The 22,650-nt window shown below is 47.0% G+C and carries 22 protein-coding genes; 4 read left to right on the top strand and 18 right to left on the bottom strand.

Features of this window, described 5'->3' with window-relative positions:
- Nucleotides 1-45 precede the first annotated feature (45 nt).
- Entirely contained in the window at nt 46-1,428 is a 1,383-nt protein-coding gene (locus HP398_RS10495) for a UDP-N-acetylmuramoyl-tripeptide--D-alanyl-D-alanine ligase (protein WP_017247737.1), read from the top strand.
- A 52-nt stretch (nt 1,429-1,480) separates the two neighbouring features.
- Here the strand turns inward: HP398_RS10495 and HP398_RS10490 are convergent, their stop codons facing one another.
- From HP398_RS10490 to HP398_RS10450, 9 genes are all read right to left on the bottom strand, one after another.
- A complete protein-coding gene (locus HP398_RS10490) occupies nt 1,481-2,611 on the bottom strand; it encodes a TolB-like translocation protein (RefSeq protein ID WP_017247736.1) in 1,131 nt (376 codons plus the stop codon).
- Between the two features lie 110 nt (nt 2,612-2,721).
- Complete coding sequence (locus HP398_RS10485) at nt 2,722-3,561, bottom strand: sugar phosphate isomerase/epimerase family protein (protein WP_017247735.1); 840 nt, start codon at nt 3,559-3,561, stop codon at nt 2,722-2,724.
- 7 nt (nt 3,562-3,568) lie between these two features.
- Nucleotides 3,569-4,552, bottom strand: coding sequence for a DUF6005 family protein (locus HP398_RS10480; protein ID WP_069850273.1), 984 nt, complete (start codon nt 4,550-4,552; stop codon nt 3,569-3,571).
- 32 nt (nt 4,553-4,584) lie between these two features.
- Nucleotides 4,585-4,851: a petrobactin biosynthesis protein AsbD gene (asbD, locus tag HP398_RS10475; RefSeq protein ID WP_017247733.1), complete on the bottom strand. Its 267-nt coding sequence runs from the start codon at nt 4,849-4,851 to the stop codon at nt 4,585-4,587.
- Nucleotides 4,848-6,092 carry an AMP-binding protein gene (locus HP398_RS10470; protein WP_173622526.1) on the bottom strand — a complete coding sequence of 415 codons (1,245 nt, stop codon included), beginning with the start codon at nt 6,090-6,092 and terminating at the stop codon, nt 4,848-4,850. The genes asbD and HP398_RS10470 overlap by 4 nt, the downstream gene beginning before the upstream one ends.
- Nucleotide 6,093: 1 nt before the next feature.
- Nucleotides 6,094-7,959: an IucA/IucC family protein gene (locus HP398_RS10465; protein WP_173622525.1), complete on the bottom strand. Its 1,866-nt coding sequence runs from the start codon at nt 7,957-7,959 to the stop codon at nt 6,094-6,096.
- A gap of 40 nt (nt 7,960-7,999) precedes the next feature.
- On the bottom strand, nt 8,000-9,805 hold the full coding sequence (locus HP398_RS10460) for an IucA/IucC family protein (protein ID WP_173622524.1): 1,806 nt from the start codon (nt 9,803-9,805) through the stop codon (nt 8,000-8,002).
- A gap of 270 nt (nt 9,806-10,075) precedes the next feature.
- On the bottom strand, nt 10,076-11,221 hold the full coding sequence (locus HP398_RS10455; RefSeq protein WP_173622523.1) for a WD40 repeat domain-containing protein: 1,146 nt from the start codon (nt 11,219-11,221) through the stop codon (nt 10,076-10,078).
- A 114-nt stretch (nt 11,222-11,335) separates the two neighbouring features.
- Nucleotides 11,336-12,463 carry a D-alanine--D-alanine ligase gene (locus HP398_RS10450; RefSeq protein ID WP_173622551.1) on the bottom strand — a complete coding sequence of 376 codons (1,128 nt, stop codon included), beginning with the start codon at nt 12,461-12,463 and terminating at the stop codon, nt 11,336-11,338.
- Nucleotides 12,464-12,696: 233 nt separating this feature from the next.
- On the opposite strand from HP398_RS10450, the gene HP398_RS10445 reads away from it, so the two are divergent.
- Both HP398_RS10445 and HP398_RS10440 read left to right on the top strand, forming a co-directional pair.
- Entirely contained in the window at nt 12,697-13,188 is a 492-nt protein-coding gene (locus HP398_RS10445; protein WP_017247727.1) for a hypothetical protein, read from the top strand.
- A 102-nt stretch (nt 13,189-13,290) separates the two neighbouring features.
- On the top strand, nt 13,291-13,479 hold the full coding sequence (locus HP398_RS10440; protein ID WP_007727654.1) for a DUF4177 domain-containing protein: 189 nt from the start codon (nt 13,291-13,293) through the stop codon (nt 13,477-13,479).
- Nucleotides 13,480-13,537: 58 nt separating this feature from the next.
- Here HP398_RS10440 and HP398_RS10435 read toward each other — a convergent pair whose 3' ends face one another.
- Nucleotides 13,538-14,833, bottom strand: a complete 1,296-nt coding sequence (locus HP398_RS10435) for a class I SAM-dependent rRNA methyltransferase (RefSeq protein WP_173622522.1) — start codon at nt 14,831-14,833, stop codon at nt 13,538-13,540.
- Nucleotides 14,834-14,922: 89 nt separating this feature from the next.
- On the opposite strand from HP398_RS10435, the gene HP398_RS10430 reads away from it, so the two are divergent.
- Nucleotides 14,923-15,906 carry a Na/Pi cotransporter family protein gene (locus HP398_RS10430; protein ID WP_173622521.1) on the top strand — a complete coding sequence of 328 codons (984 nt, stop codon included), beginning with the start codon at nt 14,923-14,925 and terminating at the stop codon, nt 15,904-15,906.
- Here HP398_RS10430 and HP398_RS10425 read toward each other — a convergent pair.
- The 8 genes from HP398_RS10425 to dnaJ all read right to left on the bottom strand — a co-directional run bounded on the left by HP398_RS10425 (nt 15,872) and on the right by dnaJ (nt 22,527).
- Nucleotides 15,872-16,537, bottom strand: coding sequence for an LrgB family protein (locus HP398_RS10425; protein ID WP_173622520.1), 666 nt, complete (start codon nt 16,535-16,537; stop codon nt 15,872-15,874). The genes HP398_RS10430 and HP398_RS10425 overlap by 35 nt on opposite strands.
- Nucleotides 16,530-16,925, bottom strand: coding sequence for a CidA/LrgA family protein (locus tag HP398_RS10420; RefSeq protein WP_173622519.1), 396 nt, complete (start codon nt 16,923-16,925; stop codon nt 16,530-16,532). The genes HP398_RS10425 and HP398_RS10420 overlap by 8 nt, the downstream gene beginning before the upstream one ends.
- A gap of 101 nt (nt 16,926-17,026) precedes the next feature.
- Nucleotides 17,027-17,692: a deoxyribose-phosphate aldolase gene (gene deoC, locus HP398_RS10415; protein WP_069850293.1), complete on the bottom strand. Its 666-nt coding sequence runs from the start codon at nt 17,690-17,692 to the stop codon at nt 17,027-17,029.
- A 4-nt stretch (nt 17,693-17,696) separates the two neighbouring features.
- Entirely contained in the window at nt 17,697-18,125 is a 429-nt protein-coding gene (locus tag HP398_RS10410) for an NUDIX hydrolase (RefSeq protein WP_017247721.1), read from the bottom strand.
- The gene (gene mtaB / locus HP398_RS10405; protein WP_017247720.1) at nt 18,122-19,480 is read right to left on the bottom strand and encodes a tRNA (N(6)-L-threonylcarbamoyladenosine(37)-C(2))-methylthiotransferase MtaB; all 1,359 of its coding nucleotides are present in this window, start codon (nt 19,478-19,480) and stop codon (nt 18,122-18,124) included. The genes HP398_RS10410 and mtaB overlap by 4 nt, the downstream gene beginning before the upstream one ends.
- A 101-nt stretch (nt 19,481-19,581) precedes the next feature.
- The gene (locus HP398_RS10400; protein ID WP_173622518.1) at nt 19,582-20,340 is read right to left on the bottom strand and encodes a 16S rRNA (uracil(1498)-N(3))-methyltransferase; all 759 of its coding nucleotides are present in this window, start codon (nt 20,338-20,340) and stop codon (nt 19,582-19,584) included.
- Between the two features lie 18 nt (nt 20,341-20,358).
- Nucleotides 20,359-21,300 carry a 50S ribosomal protein L11 methyltransferase gene (gene prmA / locus HP398_RS10395; RefSeq protein ID WP_017247718.1) on the bottom strand — a complete coding sequence of 314 codons (942 nt, stop codon included), beginning with the start codon at nt 21,298-21,300 and terminating at the stop codon, nt 20,359-20,361.
- 99 nt (nt 21,301-21,399) lie between these two features.
- Complete coding sequence (gene dnaJ / locus HP398_RS10390; protein WP_017247717.1) at nt 21,400-22,527, bottom strand: molecular chaperone DnaJ; 1,128 nt, start codon at nt 22,525-22,527, stop codon at nt 21,400-21,402.
- Between the last annotated feature and the right edge of the window lie 123 nt (nt 22,528-22,650).

Here is a 22,650-nt window from a genome sequence, read left to right as displayed (position 1 = left end):
CATGACTTCGAGGTTGAAACTGGATTACAGAAGGAGTTCGTGCAGATGAAACCAATTGCACTGGATCAGGCAGCAATCAACGCAGAAGGGATTTTGCTCACTGGTTCCCCAGGGCTTGCCTTGTCATCCGTTCACTTTGATACCCGCGAGTTGACTGCGGGATCTTTGTTTGTAGCGCTGACAGGCGGCGCACGGGATGGACATGATTTTTTGTTACAAGCAGCTGAACAAGGAGCTGTAGCTGCACTCGTTTCGAATCAGGAGAAGATTCCTGCGAACTTGCCAAACGATTTTGGGTTAATTCTCGTCAATGATACACTGCGTGGCTTTCAAAAGCTGGCTGCCACTTATCGGAAAAGCTTTTCATTCCCTCGCATCGCCATTACAGGAAGTATCGGGAAAACAACCGTGAAGGACATCGTGGCACACGTACTTGCGAGCCGTTCGCCCGTATACAAGACGTATAAAAACTTCAACAACCACATCGGTGTGCCTTTGTCGCTCTTACAGATGGAAGAAAAACATCAAGCTGCTGTACTGGAGCTCGGGATGAACCACGCCGGGGAAATCGATCTGCTCGCTTCGCTGGTCCAGCCAGATATTAGCGTGATTACATTTATCGGTGAGTCCCATATTGAACATTTTGGCACGCGTGAAAAAATTGCTCTCGCAAAGGCAGAGCTGCTTCCACATACCGCTCTTGACGGGCTCGTACTGCTCAACAAAGATTCCGAATATCTGCGATTGGTAGCCCATCTGTATCCGGGTGAGGTCATGTACTACTCTGTTCATGAGAAGGCGGATATTTGGGCGGAGCAAATCGAATCGGTTGAAGGTGGAACCGGCTTCAAAGTGTGCTTTGCCTCCGGGGAGCATTTCGAGGCATTCCTGCCTCTGCACGGTCGGCATAGTGTCCTGAATGCTCTGCCTGCTGTTGCGATTGCCAAAAGGCTCGGGATGGATACGGAGCAAATTGTGCACGCCTTGTCTACCGTCCAGCTCTCAGCCATGCGATTTGAGCAGATCACATCCAAGCACGGTACGGTGTACATCAGTGACGCGTACAATGCCAGCCCTGTTTCCATGGAAGCTGCCGTCCGCACATTTGCTGACTTGTACCCTGATCGCGGGAGAGTCGTTATCTTAGGGGATATGTATGAGCTCGGGCCAGACAGTGCGGCTATGCATGCGGGCGTCGGAGCCTCGCTTCAAGACATCGCTGAGCGCTTCGAGCTGCTCGTGACAGTTGGTGAGAATACTCGCCATCTCCATGCTGCTTACACGGGGAACAAGCTGCATTTCGCCACAAAAGCAGAGGCACTGCGTGCATTACTGCCGCTACGCGATGACAAACACGCTTTCCTGTTTAAAGCCTCCAAAGGTATGTCATTATGGACGCTTATCACTGATTTGGAAGGTCACGAATAATAGATAAAGAACAGCCGCCTCTCGTATATACGGGAGACGGCTTCTTTTTTTATCATCGTAGTTCAATGACATTGTTGGAAGGACCCAATTTTTCAAGCGGAAAATCGGTATAGTGGATCGATGCGAGATCAGCTACATAGTATGACTTCCCGTCCTTCGCCCAGCCGATGATGCGATGATTGTCACTTGAACGATAATAACCAGGCATTCCCTTGTCAGGAGAACCGAATGGATAGCCGCACTTTGTGACTTGTTTGCATGTTTGAATATACATATACGAATCCTGAGAATTAGAAGTACGAGAGTGCTGTTCTACTGCCATCTGATTTCCTGATGGCGACCAAACAATTTTGTCCAAGTGTCTCTCAGTGAACACGGGATCCTTCAAATTGTTCTTTTTCCCTGTCTGCAAATCCAACATGTATTCTTCTGTCATCGTTCGGATATAACGGTACTTCATATCGTTGGAGTAAGAAGGAAATGTGGTCATATTGTGATCGTATTTTAGGCCAGTCGGTAAGTCTAACTCCTTATATGCGGTTTGCGTTCTGTAAAACAGCTTTTTCGAATTCGGCACCCAGTAATACATTTCTTCGTCTGTTCCACTCCGCCACTCATACTGGTCATTCTTTTTCATTTTGAGTGTAGGCAGATGCTGCAAGATCAGGTGGGCGCTTACCTTGGTATTGGATGAAAGCATGTCCATACGGGTAAAGACCATGTACTGTTCATCCGGTGAAACGGAAAAATCAAGGACGGGATACTGAGCTTCTGCCGGGACGAGTACCGTTTTTTTGCCGTCTGGCAGACTGAGCTTCACGATACCGCCATTTTCACGAACGTAGAGCGCGTCCTGCTTCGGTGACCATTTGCCAAAACCGGATAGCTGCGTCATCTTTTTTGTTTGCATATCGTACAAGTACGGTATGGTTGGGTCTGCCTTCCCGTATCCGATTCTCTCCCCGTATACAAACCTGCTCGATGGCGACATGCTCGCCCGGTGGATCAAGGGCATGTTCGTAACGGTTTTTGTCACTTTTCCATCTACCGTTACTTTATAGATGACGACCGGCTCTGGCTTGCGAGGGTCTGCCTTCGCAGGAGCAGAGGCATTGATTTGCCCAGGGACAAGGATACCCAGCAAGGAAATCAGCAAGCATGAGAGCAATATGCGTTTTTTCATCTAGGGTCCTCCTGAATAAGTGATCAATACGAAGACGTTCACTGAAGGCATTTGGTTTCTTTTGGAATAAAAAAAGATCGGAAGCAATCCCCTCGCTCCCGACCTTTCTTTCACTTACGGACTAGCAGCATACCCTTCCGCAGCCATTCTACCTCTTCAGCTAACACAAGCTTCGGATTCTGACCAAACCATTCGATAGAACCAAAATAATCGGTATCTGCAATCTTCTCTAAAATAGGTCCATAATCTACAGCACCCTCACCGAGTGGTACCATTCCCTCACGATCCCCGTTAGGGGCATATACATTATGCGGAGCGAATACCGACAGATGATTCGATGAAGAGATATTTTTCAAATGATAATGAGCCACCCACGGCTTCAATTGGTTGTATGCGTCGATTGGATCAGCACCTGATTCCCAGACATGAAGAAAATCAAGATTAACTTTTAGTGCAGGATGATTGACTTCCTGCAACAGAGCAAGTGTCGAACTCATAGAATCCGTGAGCGTATTCGGATGTGTTTCGACCAAGAGCTGAATTCCGTGCTCCTGACACATCTGACATAAGATGTACAAATGATGTACATAACGCGCCCGCTCTTCTGGCCCAACTTCCTTACTCGCCTTCTGTCCAGCGAACGTCCTAATTTGCTTTACATTTAGCCATTTCGCGCATGAAATGAGTCTTTTTGCTTTTTCCAGTGTACGATGAAATCCAGATGAGGTCGTAATATCCAGATAATCGCTAAGCATAGAGATACACATGCCTTGATCCCTGAGTATTCCTAGCTGTTCCTCCATCTCTATTCGATCATGATCGTACAGATCTTGAGCGTGAATTCCCCACAACTCTATTCCCTCAAAATGATGACGATGAGCAAACCGAACAATTTCCGCAAACGAAATCAACTGGTGGCGAAAAGTGATTGTGCACAATGAGAGTTTCATTTGACCATTACCTCCACCCTTTTTCGTCTACAGTGACGAGACTTTTATCCATTTGGGTCCACAGAACAAACTGACGTTCCAACTCTTTTTTCACTTCAAGTTCAATCAGATCAATCTCTTCTAACGCCTCGATAATCGGAGGTAACAACGCCATATTCTTGGTCATCGCCATTTTGACAGACAAGTACTGCGCTGTCGTAAACCCTTGGTAGATGTCCTCCACTTTATAGGCAATGCGCAAAAACTCATCACGATGGTATTGCAGGTAATCTTGCAGATATAGAAATGCATACTCATAGCTGTATTTACGGATCGCAATCACTTTAACCTGAGTCACTGCTGGGAGTAACATGTCCAAGTTGTATCCATTGCGCCCTTCTGCCATGTCCGTAATCAATTGCTTCAATTCAACCGTAAACGGATTATGATCACGTTTGAGTGCTGCGTAGAAGTAGTCGTGGATCATTTCATAGGTTGGTTCCTTAATTTCACTCGCATCCACCATAAAGCCGCCACCAAACGGATTTTCTAAGAAGGCTTTGATCACCGTCTCCTTCTTCACATTGCCTTCCCAACGAAAATCCGGGTCAAACATAAACCACTCATCTTCATTCTCCGTTTTTGAAATCATCAAAAAATGCGGGAATGGCTTCAACGCAAATTTATTATCTCGCTCTGGAACCAGCGACATGTCTATCTGAACAAGGACAAACTGATCCTCGGTACGCTTATCAATTAGCTCTAAGAACATGTCCAGATTGGAGGCTTTATCTTTGGAATGATCATACCATTCCGTTACGTTCGCTCGAAAAAGTCGTTCATATCCCTTGATAATCTCCTCATGGTTATCAATGTAGTACGTAACCACACCTTGATCCGTTATGGAGTACTCGGCATCCCATATGCCAAAGTAATAGGGACGATAATCAATTTTTGTGCGACGCTTAATCACTTCGCATAGGCATGAAATAATGCAATGAACCTTAACCATTCTGTATCCCCCACTCGATGTTTGTATAATCGCTAATTCGATACATGCTGCGGTTCCAGCTGTTCAACAAAAGTAAGGAGTGATCCAACCGTTTGGAAGATTCGTGGATCTAACTCATGAGCAGGTACTACCAATTTCAAATCTTCCTCAATATAAACAATCAGTTGTAACAGCATAATTGAATCAATATGTAGATCCTCATTCAATCGCATGGACTCCTCCAGCGTGAGGATATGCGATAATTTTAATTTTTCGGTCATGATCGTATGGATTTGCTTCATTCTTTCTGTTCGAATCATTTGCTGATCGTCTCCATTTCTAATAATCGACGGCTGATTTTTCCTGTGGCTGTCTTAGGAATGCTCGTCACACATTGGATTTCGAATGGGACTTTATAGCCTGGCAAACGATCTTGGCACCATTCCCAGATTTGTTCAGGAGTAGTTCCTCCCTCTGTAATAACCTGCGCCTTCACAATCTCTCCCATGACCGGATGACGTCCGCGATACACAACCACTTCTTTTGTCCCATTCATTTTCAAGATGACGTCCTCAACCTCTAAAGGAAATACCTTTAAGCCAGAGACGTTAATCACATCATCCATCCTCGACACAAATTGAATATGGCCTTCTCCCGTCCAGAAACCTAAATCCTGCGTCGCTATTTCGTTCTGTCCAATTCGAATGACTATTTCCGCAGGTTGTTCTTCATTTTCACCTGCTGTCATTTTCACATGGGAAAGGGGGACACCCAGATCTGTATGCGTCCGCATCTGTTTACTCATACTGACGCATCCCGCCTCGGAGCATCCATATTGTTGCATCAAGATGTCGCTCATGCCTTGCAGCTTTTGAAACAAGCCTTCTGGCATTGGAGCGCCAGATGTCATTAACCGGTGAAAGCGTACCTGCTCTCGCGTAAAGCTTGATAAGATGTGATAAAAGACTGGCAGACCATAAACAATATGCTGGGGAGTATCTTGAATCACTTGCAGAGCAAACTTCGGATTTTTGTGCGTCACAATCGAAGGCTTACTTCCCCGTTCCAGTGCTGCCAAAACGCCACATATCAATCCATACGAATGTGTCACCGATGCCAGCACGATCGGGGTTAACGCTTCCTCTCCCTGAAACAATTGGTTGTAGGCATGAATTTCGGTTTGGATATCATCCCAGCTTCTCCCGATTAGCTTCGCGTCCCCCGTAGTACCTGAGCTATATTGGTAGAGCGATGGTTTCTCGCTCTTTTGTTTTTCCGTGATGGATAAGAAGTGCTTCGTCTCCTGAAAAACAAGCCCATAACATCTTGCCTTCACTGCCATTTGATAGGCGGTTTCCATTGGGGTTTCCCCATGAATTAATAGCACCGAAGCGTTATGCTCACGTAAATATTGAACAAGACTAATCACGTCAAGAGGGTCAGCTATGCAGACTGCGTACCTCTTTCCTTCCGGCTGTCGAAAATGATCCATACTTTCGAACCCTTGCTTATGTCTCTCCATTTCATGCACAGAAATCTCATTTTGATTCACAATGATCATGCTAGTAACCTCCAGCCATGGAATGAAGCTTTTTCCTTGCCTCGAACAAAGGATTGGGAACTTCATGTAAATGATAGTTCTCGTTTGTTGTATATAGCTTTTTCTTGGTCAATTTCTCTACCTGCACGCTTGGAACAAACAGATCAAATCGCTTAAATCGCTCCGCCAATTCCGGGAATCGTTGTTCGTGACCCTCCAATACCTTTACGGCCATCTCCCAGAATTGCTCTTCGGCATATCCGTAATGCTCCTCTAACACCCGTGCGAGTTGCCCCAGATTGATTAGAAATAAAGTCTCTAACGTCAAATCTCTGACTGTTGATGTTTCATTCATGTGGAACATTACATCATCTGGCTTCGTTGCGTAATATTCATGCACGTCCGCGAAGTTCGGGCATTTGTCTGGCTCACTCAAGAACGGTTGGCAAAAAATCAAATCTTCATGAAAATCCTTTAATGCCACCCGAGTAGGGACACCATCCCGATGCACCAAGACCATATTCTGCCCGTGGGATTCCATCGCAATCCCGTGTTTCACCAATATATGAACGACCGGCACTACACTGTTTTCCAATAATCGCGCAAGCCAATTCTCTAGCCCTTGCTCACGAATCCAACGATCAATGAATGGCACCCCATCCACCTCTACTGCCGCTAATGCGTTATAAGGTACCGCATCTTCTCCCGCTTCGAGATGAGGGATGAGACTTTCTCTCCACATGCACCCAATTACTCCGAATGTAACCATTTCCACCAGATCAGAAGCAGGTGGAGGATCGTATGCCACTGCCGCAAACTCTTGGAGCATGATCACCTTTTGTACGTCTCGTAAATACGAATCTGCGTCCGTAATCCCCTTGAGCCACCTCGAAACAATGGGGGCACTTGCCAGTGAATGGGGAGTGAGATGACGTGGCGCTGATGTATTCACCACGTTGATCGAGAGTTTCAGATACGGTTTATGCGGATTACTTTTGTTAGCAAAGGTCCGGATGGATTGTTGTGGACGATGACCATCAGCCCCTACTCCTAACACAATGATCTCTTTGCGATGGATATCGTCCAGGAATCCTGGCACAACATGATTACGCCACTGCCAAGGATGGACAGGCACGAAGGCATACTGCTCAGGATCGCATCCATGATTGACGATGATTTGCTGAAAGATTTCTTTTTGTTCCCGTCCTATTTCCTCCAAAAGAAGGTCATCGAAATTTTTCCCTTGATCAATGGACACTTGAGAATATTGTTTTTTTATCGCTAACCAAAGAAAACGAACTTCCTGCTTAAATTCAGGACCATAAGCAAAATGATCTATGTAGGTAAATCCAACACGTGATTTATAGCTAGGGTGGTAAGGGTGACCGTCCATCAGATCACCTTCGAGCTCATCGTACGATTTGCCCTGCATCCGAATATCATTTTGTACCCGATAGTATTGGGACAATGTATCCTTTAACAACGTTTGTTCCAAATCATTGGCAAATAGCTTCAGTCTTTGTTCATCTACCGTATTCATTCGGAAGACTTCCACTAAAAAACGCGTGAGGGATATCGCTTCAAATTCTTGCTGGGCAACTCCGCTTTGATCGTAAACAACACGAGTAACAGGGTCGTTCCCTAAACGAACAAGCCCAAAACTAGCACTCCTCCGCCCTCGGCAACGATAGCGAACAGGCAGGTCACCCTCATCAAGTCCATGTAGGGTGTAAATCGTCTCGTCACCTTCTTGCAGGGTCTCAGGAATCACAATTCCCTCATATAACAAAGACTCTATGCATTGTCGAAACACCCTTCTTCTCACCTGCACGTACTGTGTCGAGTGAAGTGCCTCTTCAATCGAGAAATCCTGTAAAGTTAACTCCATACCTTATCCTCCAAATCTCTTCAAGCTAGACGCTAGTAAGCTATCCAAAAGCATGCAGCCCTGCCTTTTCGGTCTGCTTTACTTTTGCTAAAGGATTATCTATGTAAACAAAAACAGATGATCGCTCTTCCGGTTGGGTTAATTCATCCAGATCATAGAAGCGCGTGAGCAGATTCGCCTTACACGGAAGCTGTTTACGAGTAAGTAGATTCTCCAGAAACTTCGACGCCTCTCGATTCATAGGTAAAAATTCCGTCAAAACCTCATGCATCTCTGCCAATAAGATTTTTTCATCAATTAATCCTTCCGTTCCAAATCCATTGATGAGTCCAAACATATGGTTAAAAACCATGTAATAGGTGATTCGCTCGTCTACAAGATGATCTTTGTAGATGTTTTTACTCGCCTTGCCAATCCCAGGCAATTCTGTCTCTAATACGTCTTGCATCGATTCTGAGAAATAGTAGCCTTGATTATCACGATAAAAGAACTGAGCGGGGTATCCGTCTTTCAGCGTGACAACACTATTCTGTTGATGGGCTTCCAAGCCGATTCCGTATTTTAGATAGAGCCATACCATTGGCTTCAAAGAAATATCTACATAGCGCTTAAACCATTCCAAACTAACTACTTCCAGTGCCTTCCCTTCTTTTTGTGCCAGATGGTGAATGAGCGTTGCCAACCTACTCTTGTACCCAGGAAGTGGATCTTGTACGAGTGCAGCGATTTGGGTGACCTGACGAGCATGACTCCCCATAAAGGGATTATCACGCAGGATTACTTCAAATCCCGTTTCTTCCGCCTGATCCAACGTGATCGTAATGTAAGCCGGATCAGAGATAAAACCAAAGCCTGGATACTTGCGACTTACCTCACCAATCCCTGTTTCAAAAAGTTGCTTCGCCTCTAAACCAATCTCCATTTCACTTAACTTATTGATCCGTAAAGAATTCGTAACTTTGATTGGGACGGACAGCTTGAGCATGTATTTCTTTTCAGGATGATAAACCGTTCTGAGAGAAGATGTTGCCATATACTCTTCACCTGCTGGCCCTATGTAAAGAAGTAATCCTTTCTCGATCAAGGATTGAACGGCTACCTGTTCAAGCAACCATTCTGCTTGAAGCGGATGTATCGGGACGATTGAAAATGATGGATCGACATCAGATATCGAAGGAAACTCACCCTTCAGTAATTGCGTAGCGGATTCTGTTAGCCCAGATTTTTCGTGAACAATCGACGGATGGGCAGCAAACAAGTGGAGTTGAAACCTCCCGCAACACTCCGGGGCATACAACGCTTGCTTGGCCTCTGGAATTCCTTGCTGACTCTTCGGTGTCGGATGGAACAAGTGACCGAACAAAAGCGCCTGCTCTGCTTCGATGAAGCTTTGTTCCATTCCGTATAAAATCTCACCATTACTTTGGCGAGTCCGAACAAATTTCTCAATGCTTTGGCAGCTTTGAATCATGCGCAAGACTAATTCATCTGGAACGGCATTTTCCCCATGCTGAAGCGTTAGTTCTTTAATCAAAAGAACCGCTAATGTCAAATAGTCTGCCTGAACGAAACGCGTACAGTCACCACTTCGGTAGCAAGCTGGATAATGAAACAAATGCCTGCCAGTCACCGAATGATATTTGACACCGACATAGAGGGAAATCCCCTGATGCGGGAGTTCGCAATGAAGGTACTTACCTGTTGTACTCGGCTGTATGATTTTCGTTAGCTGCTTCGTAATCTCGTCTTTCCGATCGATCCACTCGCCCCTACCTGTTTCTCGGAGATAACAATTGAGAAAGCTCTGCATCGTTGCATGCTCTGCGATATGCTTGACTACGAACATGTTACCTCTCCTCTTGCTTGATCCAATTTTTTATCCAAGCATTGTGACTTACATAACTGGTAAAACGTCCCATAAATAATGTAAACGATTATCATTCTCATTTCAAGCAGTAATATTCATCTTGTACAGTTAAGAGAGATGAGCTGACAGAAATTAGTTCCTCCCTCCTACATAAAAAGAAAAAAGATGCCCATTTATCAGCATCTTTTTTCTCATGGTTCGTCCATCTGTTCTGCATAGACAAAGACTATCTCCCGGCGTGTTTACAAGCTACCGTTTTTCATAAAATTCATACGTTTCCCAGTTAATCTTGCCCGGACCAAAATCGTAAATATGAGTGGAAGCAAGATCAGCAAAATAAAATGATTTTCCATCACCTGCCCACCCAATCAGTTGATAATTGTCCTTATCCTGCATGTAGGCGCTCAACAGCCCGGGATTTACATGACTGCCGAAAGGATTTCCGTATTTGTTCGGTTCATTGAAGACGAACATCAACATGTAATTATCCTGGGAACTGGACCAGCTCAAAAGTTGTTCAGCAGCAAACTGATGGCCAATTGGCGACCATAGGATTCTTCGCAGGGCTGCTGTGTACTCCTCTACGACCTTTAAAAAGTTCTTTTTCCCCGTTTTTAAATCCAGCACATATTCTTCTTGTTCTGTCTTGATATACTGATACTTCATATCGCTGGAGTAAGAGGGAAGAGCGGTCGTTTTGTGATCCGTTTTCATCCCTGTGGACATGTCCAATTCTTTGGAAGCTTCTTTCGTTAAGTAAAACAGCTTTTTGGAATTTGGCATCCAATAATACTTCTCTTCTAGTTCAGCTTTGTCTTGTCTCCACTCATATTGATCATGCTTTTTGATTTGAAGCGTTGGCAGATGTTGAATGTAGAGATGAGCACTTCCTTTTGAATCAGCAGCTTTTTCATCTTTGCGGGTAAAAGCCAAGTACTGTTCATCCGGTGAAATCGCAAAATCGAGCACTGGATACTGGACAATGCCCGGAACGAGCACGGTCTTTTTACCGTCTGTCGTTGTCAGCCTGACGATTCCGTCATTTTCACGGATGTACAGTACGTCCTGCTTGTTTGACCACTTGGCAATCCCCGACAATTGCATCAGCTTTTTCGTCTGAATGTCGTACAGGAAAGGGATTGTCGGATCTTCCTTACCATACCCGATTCGTTCTCCGTACACAAATCTCCCTGAGGGTGAAATGCTTGCGCGATGAATCAAGGGCATGTTGGTCTGGATTTTTTTCGTCTTTCCATCCGGGGTCGCATGATAAATCGTCACCATGTCAGGTTTTCGCGGGTCCTGTGATGTAGGAATGGCTGCACCCGTCTGTCCAGGAAAAAAGGAACTTAGCAGTGTAGCTAGCAAACATGAGAGCAAGAACTGTTTTTTCATTAAGGTCCTCCTAATCTGTTATCAATACTCAGACGTGCCCCATTACCATTTGGTTACCAAATTTTATACAAAAAGAAAAAAGATGCCGATTCATCAGCATCTTTTTTCTCATGATTAGTCCAACTCTTCCGCATCTACGACATTGCGACCTTTATCCGCATGTCGCTCGATACCGAGTTGCACCAGACGATCGATCAGCTCGCTGTAGCTCACACCCGCAGCTTGGAAAAGCATAGGATACATACTAAACGGCGTAAAGCCTGGCATCGTATTCACTTCGTTAATATAGAGCTTGTCGTTTTTCTCATCCCAGAAAAAGTCTATGCGGGAAAGGCCAGAGCCATCAAGTGCTTGGAAGGCCTGCTTGGCTATTTCCGCGATTTGTTCGGATACATGCTCGGGAACGATCGCAGGAATGGAGAGCTCTGTTCCCGCCCCTTTGTACTTGGCTTCGTAATCGTAAAATTCTTTAGCAGCAATGACTTCCCCAACGACAGATGTCATCAGCTCTTCATTCCCCAAAACGCCAATCTCCAACTCACGTACGTGAACGAACTCTTCCACAATCAATCTGCGGTCAAATTTGGCAGCTACCTCTAATGCGTGCTTGAGCTCTTCACGATTTTTCGCTTTGCTAATCCCTACACTGGAACCCATATTCGCTGGTTTGACGAAACATGGATAGCCAAGTTCACTCTCGATCCGATCCATGACATCGTCCTGGCCTTTTTCCCATTGCGAGCGCAGAAAGCCTACATATTTCACTTGCGGGAGTCCAGCCTGTGCAAAGACAGTCTTCATCATCCATTTATCCATTCCGATAGCGGAAGCCATTACTCCGGTTCCCACGTACGGGATATTCGCCAATTCCAACAATCCCTGGATCGTCCCATCCTCGCCAAATGGTCCGTGAACCACAGGGAAAATAACATCCAATTGCTCATTCATAGCAAACAGCGGCCCTGGCTGGCTTGCGACCGCCAGCTCTTTCCCTGTCTCTGTTGCCTCGGTAATGGCTGGCGTTTTTGCCGATAAGCGCAACGCTTCGATCGTCTCCGGCAGTTGACCAGCCAGTGTTTCTCCAGTCACCCAAGAGCCATCCAATTGAACGTACACAGGGGTTACCTCATATTTATTTGCATCCACAGCCTGCATAATGGACATGGCCGTACGCAATGAAACTTCATGCTCTGAGGATTTTCCTCCATAAATAATGCCCAGTCGAATCTTTTGATTTCCCATCTGTGTCATGCTCCTTTCCCCTCCGTACGAAACCGAAGAGTCTACCCAGTTTCTACTCTCTCCTATGCTATGCAAAAGCCCAACATCTGCTCTATTTACCGGGCCGAGCCCGTCATTTAGCATACACAAACCAAACGCCAAAAACAAGAGAAGCAAGTATCACCTGCTCACGTTTTTTCTCATACATATAAATAAAAATCCTGTCATGGAGCTATTTTTCTGGAGGGATTTCCATGAGAGATTACTTGTTGTACTGCACATATTGCTCTTCTTACACATTATTGCACAGCTATGATAAGGAAAGCGGGTCTTTCTTGGGGGAATACTCCCTGCTGCATAACAACTACACCCGAGACGCAATCGTCTTGAACAAATTTCTCCTCGCCCATCTCGGTCACACCATCCGTACCATTCCCTCTAAGACGGATGACTACCGCCATATCATCTGCAATGCCTCCCATTTTTTGGAGAATGATATCGACAAGTACGTGGAGGAAAGTCAGCAACGGGCTAAGTTTAAGGAGCGTGATCGGAAAAGCGAACGGGAAATTGGTCAGGTACAGCTGTATTTGGTCGAGCATCTCTTGAACCACGAGCTTCAGAACTTAAGCCAGGCCCGCGCTTCTACCCCCGCCGAAGGACAAGTCTTTTTAGGCAAGGAGCTCGGGTTCAAGCAGGCTCTCGATCTCGTCAGGCGTGTAAAAAATGACAAGCAATTGTCATGAGCACTTATTTCTTTATTCGAAATGATTCACATTCTTTTGCAACTCTTTCCGCTCATCGCGCGTATAAAAAGAGAGACGATGATACAAGCGGGGGGAAAGAACATGTTTGAATACAAATTCGTCCGAGTTGAGCTGTCCTCTTTTCGACGCCAACCAAAAGAAGATTATCAGACCGTCGTCCACGAGCATGCCAAGGAAGGCTGGCGTTTGGTGCAAATCTTTGCTCCAAGCATCGGGGGCGACGGTATGGCCAAATACTTCGAATTGATTTTTGAAAAACCAAAGTCTTAAATCAAACTGAAGCCGAAAAGAAAAACAGCGCCGTAGCGGACGCTGTTTTTCTTTTTCTCTATCGACGATCTCTTACTTCAAAGATGGCAAATTTCAAGTAATGAGCCTCATCAGCCCCACTAATTTGCGGATGATCCTTGCCCGCGCCTCGCCATTCAATCAGGCGCAATATCTTTTTCGCATCGACCGCTGCCTCTTGAATCGTTTGCAGGAACAGCTCAGGAGACATATGGTACGAGCAAGACGCGGTAACGAGAAATCCGCCTGGACGAACGAGCTTCATCCCGTTTAAGTTAATGTCTTTGTAACCGCGGCAAGCGCCTTTCACTGCTCCACGCGATTTTGCGAATGCTGGTGGATCAAGAATGACCACATCCCAGTTCTTACCTGCCTCTACATTTTCACGCAAGTAATCAAACGCATTAGCCACAACAAAATCTACGCGATGCAAGAAGCCATTGAGTGTAATGTTTCGCTTCGCTGTTTCGATGGCGTGATCGGAAATATCGAGGGCTGTCACCTTTTTCGCACCGTGCTTGCAAGCATTCAGGGTGAAGGAACCAGTGTGTGTAAAGCATTCCAATACCTCAGCGCCATCCCAAAACGGATTTTTGACCACTTTACCTCGCTTGTCTACAGGCACCTGCTTTGTCTCGCCGTCTACTTCCATGCTCGTCAGGGTAATGCCGTGCTTTTCGCCCCAACCTCTCATCAAAGGCGCGATGGAAGCACGATTTTCCCTCTGATCATAGAAAAAGCCGGTCTTTTGCCCCTCTACGATATCCACATAGTATTTCAATCCGTTTTCTTCGATCAACACCTCACGTGGGCACTCTCCATACAGGACTTCTTTGCCCTGTGACAGTCCTTCCAGTTCACGGACATGTACATCATTGCGCAAATAAATACCGGTCGGTGCAAATACCTCTACGAGTGCATCCCGAATCCAATCGATGCGCTTCTCCATCCCCAATGAGAGGACTTGGACAACCAATGTGTCTTCGTAGCGGTCGACGATGAGTCCTGGCAAAAAGTCAGCTTCCCCGTAAATGACGCGGCAAGCCCGCGGATTGTCCACAAATCTCGTCCGGAATTCTGCCGCCTGCTTGATTTTGCGCAAGAAAAAGTCATAGTCGATCTCTTCCTTTTGGTCATAACTCAGAATGCGCACGATCATTTGGGAAGCTGGGTTGATGTAGCCCTTTGCCAAAAAATACCCTTTGTGATTGGTGACCTCGACGATTTCACCTGGTTCTACATCCCCTTGAATTTCTAATACCTCCGATTGAAAAACCCACGGATGTCCTACCTCTAGCCGCTTTTTCCGATGTTGATTCAATAGCACACGTGCCATGCAGCTATTCCTCCTCTTGTCATGCTTGCCCTTGTACAGGCATAGCGTTATAGTAACTTTCTAAAAATGGACAGGGAGGAACGTATCTTGTGATAGTCTCCATCCTCGCCCCTTTTACCTTTGGGCTCACTTTTTTTCTTTTCGGTATGTACGCCATGCGCTCCGGCTTTCAAAACCTCGCCGGCAAAAAAATGGAAGAATGGATGGGGCGCTTTACACGTACCCCGCTCCATAGCTTCTGGATTGGTCTCTTCGCTACTTTTGTCTTGCAAAGCTCCAGTGCGGTAACCGTCCTGACAATTGGGCTGACGAACGCAGGCATCATCCAGTTCACACAAACCGTCGGCATCATTTTGGGAACCAATCTGGGCACGACAGTGACAACGGAGCTGGTTGCGCTCAAGCTCGAGTCCTTTGCCATTCCCATGCTTCTCATCGGAGTCGCTCTGTGGCTGATGCCGCGCCGAAACATTCGTTGCATTGGTCTCGTCGTCGCCGGCTTCGGACTGATCTTCCTCGGAATCGATACATTGAAAGTCATGGCGAAGCCTTTGGAGCAGTCTGAGACGTTTCGTTCCCTTTTTCTGGAGAGCAGTCATTCCATCTGGATCGGTTTGATCACCGGGATCATTTTCACCGCTCTCATTCATAGCGGTTCCGCTACGACCGTGATCACGATGGGCCTGCTCAGTCATCAAATTCTTTCGATGGAAACGGCACTCGCCATCGTATTGGGCGCGAACGTCGGAACTTGCTTTACCGCTGTCATCGCTGCCATTGGCACGAATACGGCATCCAAACAGGTCGCATGGTGCCATACGCTCTTCAACGTCGCAGGCGCGATTGTTTTTTTACCGTTTCTTTCCCAGCTTGCCCTCGTCAGTGCATTTTTAACGGATAGTCCTTCTATGCAGATCGCCCATTCACAGACGATCTTCAATCTCGTCTGCTCGTTGGTCGCGCTGCCATTCGTGCCGCAGATAGCCCGGTTTATTCAATGGCTGATCCCTGATAGGCGTCGTCCTGCTGACCTCACCTTCAGAAAGAAAATGGTATCAAGTAGATGGAAGTAATGACGCCTGCCACGATCATTGCGACACTGGACGCTGCCGTTTGAACGGGAGAAACGCGGTTCAAGCTAGCCGTACCAATGGCGTGTGCACTCGTACCAATGGCGATACCGATTGCCCAATCATCGGTGATTTTTCCCCATTTGAGAACAGGACGGGCAATCATTACACCGACCATCCCTGTCAGCGCGGTAAAAAAGGCTGCAAGCGCAGGTTCCCCACCTATGGAACGACTCAGCTCCAACGCAATCGGGGTTGTCACGGATTTGCTCAGCATGCTTTTGTATACGAGCTCATCTGATCCCAGACACCAATGAACCGCGATAACGACGATGATTGCAACTGCACAGCCTGCACAGACACCAAGTAATACACCACGCCAAATATGAGCAAACTCCTTGATCTGTTTAGCCAGCGGAATAGCGAGTGCAACTGTTGCAGGGCCTAGCCAAAAGGAAATCCACTGGCCTCCAGCTGCAAACGCCTCCCAATCGCCGCTGAACGCCCACCACATGGTCCAGACCAAGATCACAGCCACCAGGAGAGGCTGCAATCGTTGGAATCGGGCGTTGATCATTGTTGCACCTTTGTACCCTGCTATCGATACCAAAATGGCGAAAAATTGACTAAGCATCCAGAGTCCTCCTCTCTTGCTGCGAGGACGATTCTGATTTTTGTTTATGATGCTTCAAATACCATTGCACGACCACACCCGTCACAAGCATGACTAACAATGGACCGATTACCATCGATAGTATAATTGGCAATGGATTTTGCGTGAATACGTTTAAATAGGAAGCAACTCCGACGATGATCGGTACGAAAAAGAGCAACATGTGTCGGATTAGAAAAGTACCCGCTTGTTCCACCCAATCCATTCGTATCCATCCCATACAAAGTCCCAGAGTTAACAGCAGCATTCCCACCAAGTTACCGGGCAGGGGAATATGCAGCCATTTGCTCGCAGCTACGCCTACTCCATAAAAAGCCAACAGGATGACGATTCCTTTAACAAATTTCATTTTGCTAATCTCCTCCCCGCTCCCTATCCTCTCTCTATAGGAACATCAGCATGCAGGACGGAAAAAGCCCGGCCTTTCCTCGGCCAGGCTTTTCTTTCGTATTAGTATCCGCTGCCTGTTGTTTTTGCTCCAGTTACAATGGAAACACCGGAGCTTGTACCGACACGACTCGCGCCTGCTTCGATCATCGCAACCGCTGCTTCGCCGTCACGAACGCCACCAGACGCTTTTACACCTACATTTGGTCCTACGGTTTTACGCATCAGGGCGATATCTTCAACCGTTGCTCCACCTGTTGAAAATCCTGTGGAGGTTTTTACGTAATCAGCACCAGCCTCTACGGAGAGCTTGCACGCAACTACTTTTTCTTCTTCGGTCAAGAGGCAAGTCTCCAGAATCACTTTCAAGAGAATATCGCCAGCAGCTTGCTTCACAGCAACGATGTCTTTTTTGACAGTTTCCAGGTCGCCGGATTTCAGGGCACCTACGTTCAGTACCATATCTACCTCAGTCGCTCCGTTTGCAATCGCATCGCGGGTTTCGGCTGCTTTGGACTCGATCGTGCTCGCTCCCAGAGGGAATCCGATAACCGTGCACACTTTTACATCAGAACCTGCCAGGAGTTCAGCAGAGCGTTTTACCCAGTAAGGGTTTACGCATACAGACATGAAATCGTGCTCTCTTGCTTCTTGGCACAGCTTGTCAATCATCTCTTGTGTAGCATCAGGCTTCAACAGCGTGTGGTCGATATATTTGTTCATGTTCATAGAACTACACCTCTATCCCTAATTGTTCGAATGCAAGGCGAAAAATGCTGTCATTGTTACGGTATCCTCGTTGCAGTTGCAAATCCCAAGCTTCCTTAGCTGAATGCCAATGAACATCATTGATTTCTTCTAGCTGTACGGTGATTTCTGTGTTGTAAGCTTCTACTAAATAATAATGGACTTCTTTGTCGATGGATTCGCCCGTCACCGGATGCGTATATACGTAGGTGATCATGTCGAGCTTGGACCCCAATCGTCCTGCTACGCCTGTTTCTTCCAAAACTTCGCGCAGAGCCGTTTCTTCGATGGTCTCGCCCATCTCCTGCTTCCCTTTTGCGAGTGTTACTTTGCCATAGCGGTCTTCAATCAATAGGAGCATGTACTCTGTGTCTTGCTTCTGGTATACAACGCCTCCTGCCGATATCTCCCTCATATAGCTCGCTCCTTCAGGTAAGGCAGCGCCTCTGTTTCCACTACGCGGACAAAAGTCCCTTTGCAGTATTCCGAGCCTGGTTCATCCAGTCTGACCTTGCAAATCTTGCCGATCATGCTCTCATCGCCAGGGAAGACAACGTTCAGGTAGTTGTCCGAATAGCCCATCAGAAGACCACTATCAGGTGCTTCTTTAAATGGACGCTCCGGAATGACTTCCAGTACATCCCCTACGAATTTCTTGGAGTATGCCAAGGTCAATTCCTGATTGAGCTCCAGAAGCTTCGCTACACGCTCATTCTTTTCCTCTTCAGGAATTTGATCCGTCATACGCGCTGCTGGTGTACCTGTACGCATGGAGTAAGGGAATACGTGCATCTCGGCAAAACCGATTTTCTTCATAAACTCGTATCCGTTCCAGAATTGCTCTTCGGACTCACCCGGGAAGCCTACGATAACGTCTGTTGTAATCGCTGCTCCTGGCAATGCTTCGCGTACTTTGACCATTCTTTCGTAAAACTCAGCCGTCGTATACTTGCGGCGCATGCGTTTCAACACTTCGTCATCGCCCGCTTGCAGCGGTACATGCAGATGGCGCACGACACGATCGGAGTTGTTGATGACCTCGATCACTTCATCGGTGATTTGGCTCGCCTCGATCGAACTGATACGGATGCGCTTGAGGCCTTCTACTTGATGAAGGTCAAGCAACAGCTTGGCCAAATTGTAGTCTTCCAAATCCTCGCCGTATCCACCCGTGTGAATCCCAGTCAAAACGATTTCCAGATAGCCCGCTTCCACCAGCTTTTGGGCCTGTTCGACGACGCTTTCCGGTTTGCGGGAACGCATCAGACCGCGCGCCCAAGGAATAATACAAAACGTACAAAAGTTGTTGCAGCCCTCTTGAATCTTGAGGGAAGCACGTGTGCGATCCGTAAAGTTAGGAACATCTAGCTCTTCGAATTCGCGTGCTTTCATGATGTTGCCAACTGCATTAATCGGCTGACGCTCTGTACGAATTTGATCCACGTACTCGATCAGCTTCTCGCGCCCTTGTGTACCTACTACGATATCCACACCGGGAATTTGCGCAATCTCACTTGGAGAGGTTTGCGCATAGCAGCCAGTTACGGCTACGATCGCCTCAGGATTACGACGAATCGCACGACGAATCACTTGGCGACTCTTCTTATCTCCCGTGTTAGTCACGGTACAAGTATTAATGACGTAAACATCTGCATCATCTTGTTCAAAGTCGACTCTCTCGTAGCCATCTGCCTTGAACAATTGCCAGATGGCCTCTGTTTCATAGCTGTTTACTTTGCAGCCCAATGTATGAAAAGCAACGGTAGACATTGCCATTCCTCCTTTTCCGTGAAAAACGTCTCGACGTTTTTCATAAAAGTGGATGTGACCGCTTGCGGTCAACCAAACGGTCATAACCGTTTGATTCCTGCTCATCCTCTGCGAAGTGATGAAGCCTTTCGTTCAAACTGATAGGAAGCGCAGGCCAAAACGTACTGGCTTGCCGTTTCCGTGCGCAAAATGCGCGGGCCGAGGGAAACCGTCAGGAACCCTTTGCTCTCTGCTTGGGCCACTTCCTCAGGGGAGAAGCCTCCCTCCGGTCCAACGAGGACGAGAAGTGAATCACCCGCAGTCATCTCTTCTAGCACTGGATGAATCGTCGTACTGCCTTCTTTTTCATAGGCAATGGCGCAATGCGTATACGACTGGCCAGCTTGAAGTATCTCACGAAATGAAACAGGAGATAAAAGCTCTGGCAAAACAGTACGATGAGACTGTTCAGCAGCCTCTTTGACAATCTTGCGCCAACGCTCCAGTTTTTTTGCTTCTTTTTTGGCATCCAGCTTTACGATGGTTCGCTCAGAAGAAAACGGGAAAAAAGAGTACGCCCCAAGTTCCGTCCCCTTTTGCAAAATCCACTCCAGCTTCTCGCCTTTTGGAAGCCCCTGACCAATTGTGATCCGGATCGGCAGTTCTCGTTCTTCTTGAAGCATTTCCATTACTTCTGCCCGTACTTCCTTGGCAGAAAGGTAGACAAGCTTGGCCCGTGCAGACCTGCCCGCTCCATCAGAAACGATGATTTCTTCGCCTTCCCGAGCACGCATTACATTTACGATATGGTGTACATCGTCTCCGACAATCGTTAGCTCATTCTCACTAAAGGAATGTGGCTCGACAAAATATCGTTGCATCTCGCCAACCCCACTATTCTATCGTTTTTTTGCTACAATTGCTACCCAGTCATCGATGAAAATGGTTTCCACGACCTCAAGACCTGAAGTCGCCAACGCCGCTTTTACATCCGCTTCACGTGCAGCAATAATACCTGAAGAGATAAAGGTGCCACCTGGCTTCAACACGCGGAATACATCATCGGTGAAACGCACGATGACTTCTGCCAAAATGTTAGCCACGACCACTTCCACCTGCTCCTCGATGCCGTCGAGCAAGTTGTTTTGTCTCACGTTGATATGCTCATGCACACCATTCAGTTCGGTATTGGCCTGTGCAGAGCGTACGGCTACTTCATCCAAGTCCATTGCCAGCACATCTTTTGCTCCGAGCTTGATAGCAGCAATACTCAAAATAGCTGTGCCTGTCCCAACATCATACACCTGATCGCCTTTTGCCATATACTTCTCAAGTGCACGCAGACAAAGAATGGTCGTCGGATGTGTACCTGTTCCAAATGCCATGCCTGGGTCCATCTCGATAATAATCTCATCGGAATTCTTCGGTTCGTACTCTTCCCATACTGGCTTGATGGTCATGCGATCAGACACATGAACCGGTTTGTAATATTTTTTCCAGGCGTGGGCCCATTCATCTTCGTGGACATCGTTTACAGCAATCGATGCCTTGCCGATATCCAGACCGTACTCGATCAACTGCGCCAATTGCTCTTTCAGCTCTTCTACTACATCAAGCAGCTCGCTGCTGTCAACCGGCAGGTATGCTTTAACGAATACGCCCTCGGCTGGAAAATCATCAGGAGAAAGCTGGTAGATTTCGCCAAAGGGGGTATCCCACTCACGATAAAGCACCTCCGGGTCTTCAATTACGACACCATTGGCACCCAATTCATACAAGAGGCTCGACACCGCCTCCGTAGCCTCCGCTGTAGTATGGATACTGATTTCTGACCATTTCACGAATCTACCACTCCCCACATAAGCTCCCAATCGGGCTTTTCATTTAATCGACTTCGCTACATGAAACTTTAGGCAGAAAGCGGACAAAACCGCGACGGATTACTCGCCGCGGAATGCCCGTTTCATTTTTTCGAAAAAGCTTTCGTCTTCTCCCCCATGCTGCCCTGGCTTTTCTCCAGACAGTTCGGCGAGCTCACGCAACAATTCCTTTTGTTTATCGCTTAGCTTGGTCGGTGTAATGACGCGCACTTTCACATGCTGATCACCACGGCCGTTTCCACGCAAATGCGGAACACCTTTACCACGCAAGCGGAAGAATGTTTCTGTTTGGGTACCTGCCGGGATCTTCAACTTCACGCGACCATCGACAGTCGGCACTTCGATCTCATCTCCAAGTGCTGCCTGTGCGTAAGTAAGCGGAACCTCACAGTAAATATCATTTCCTTCACGCTCAAAAAACTCATGACTCTTCACACGCAATACGACGTACAAATCTCCAGGAGGTCCACCGTTTGCGCCCGGTTCTCCCTCGCCTGTTACGCGCAATTGTGCTCCATCGTCCACACCTGCTGGGATGTTGAGATGAATTTTGCGGCGTACCTTGACACGTCCATTGCCACGGCAAGTTGAACATTTTTCTTTGACGACTTTCCCTTTGCCTTCGCAAGTCGAGCAAACACGGCGATTGACGATTCGGCCGAATGGCGTGTTCGCCACCACTTCTTGTTGTCCAGTTCCGCTACAAGTCTTACATGTATCTACACCGGAACCAGGCTTCGCGCCAGAACCAAGGCATGTATCGCATTCTGCTTCTTTTGGAATTTCCACGTCGGTTTCTTTTCCAAAAATCGCGTCGATAAAGTCAATGCTGAGGCCAAATTGCAGATCAGATCCTTTGCGTGGTGCATTTGGATTCGAACGTCTGCCGCCACCACCGAAGAACATATCAAAAATATCTCCGAAGCCGCCCATGCCTGATCCATCAAAACCTCCGCCACCGAAGCCCTGATTCGGGTCTTGGTGACCAAAACGGTCATACTGCGCACGCTTTTGTGGCTCGGACAGGATGTCATACGCATCTTTTACTTCTTTGAACTTTTCTTCCGCGTCAGCCTCTTTATTTACATCCGGATGGTACTGGCGAGCCAGCTTGCGATACGCTTTTTTAATTTCATCAGCGTCCGCGTCCTTGGCAACGCCCAGAACCTCGTATAAATCACGTTTCATCTCCTACATCACTCCCATGACAGTCAACTGTTATCATAGCATGTGACAGACTTGAAAAAAAGTCAAAGTCAGCATTCCGTGACTTTGACTTTCATGGGTCACATCGTGGGAAGTGAGGGAAGA

Origin of the sequence: Brevibacillus sp. HB1.4B (genome assembly GCF_013284285.1) — a bacterium.
Taxonomy (GTDB): Bacteria; Bacillota; Bacilli; order Brevibacillales; family Brevibacillaceae; genus Brevibacillus; species Brevibacillus porteri.
This window is presented reverse-complemented; position numbering and strand designations above follow the sequence as displayed.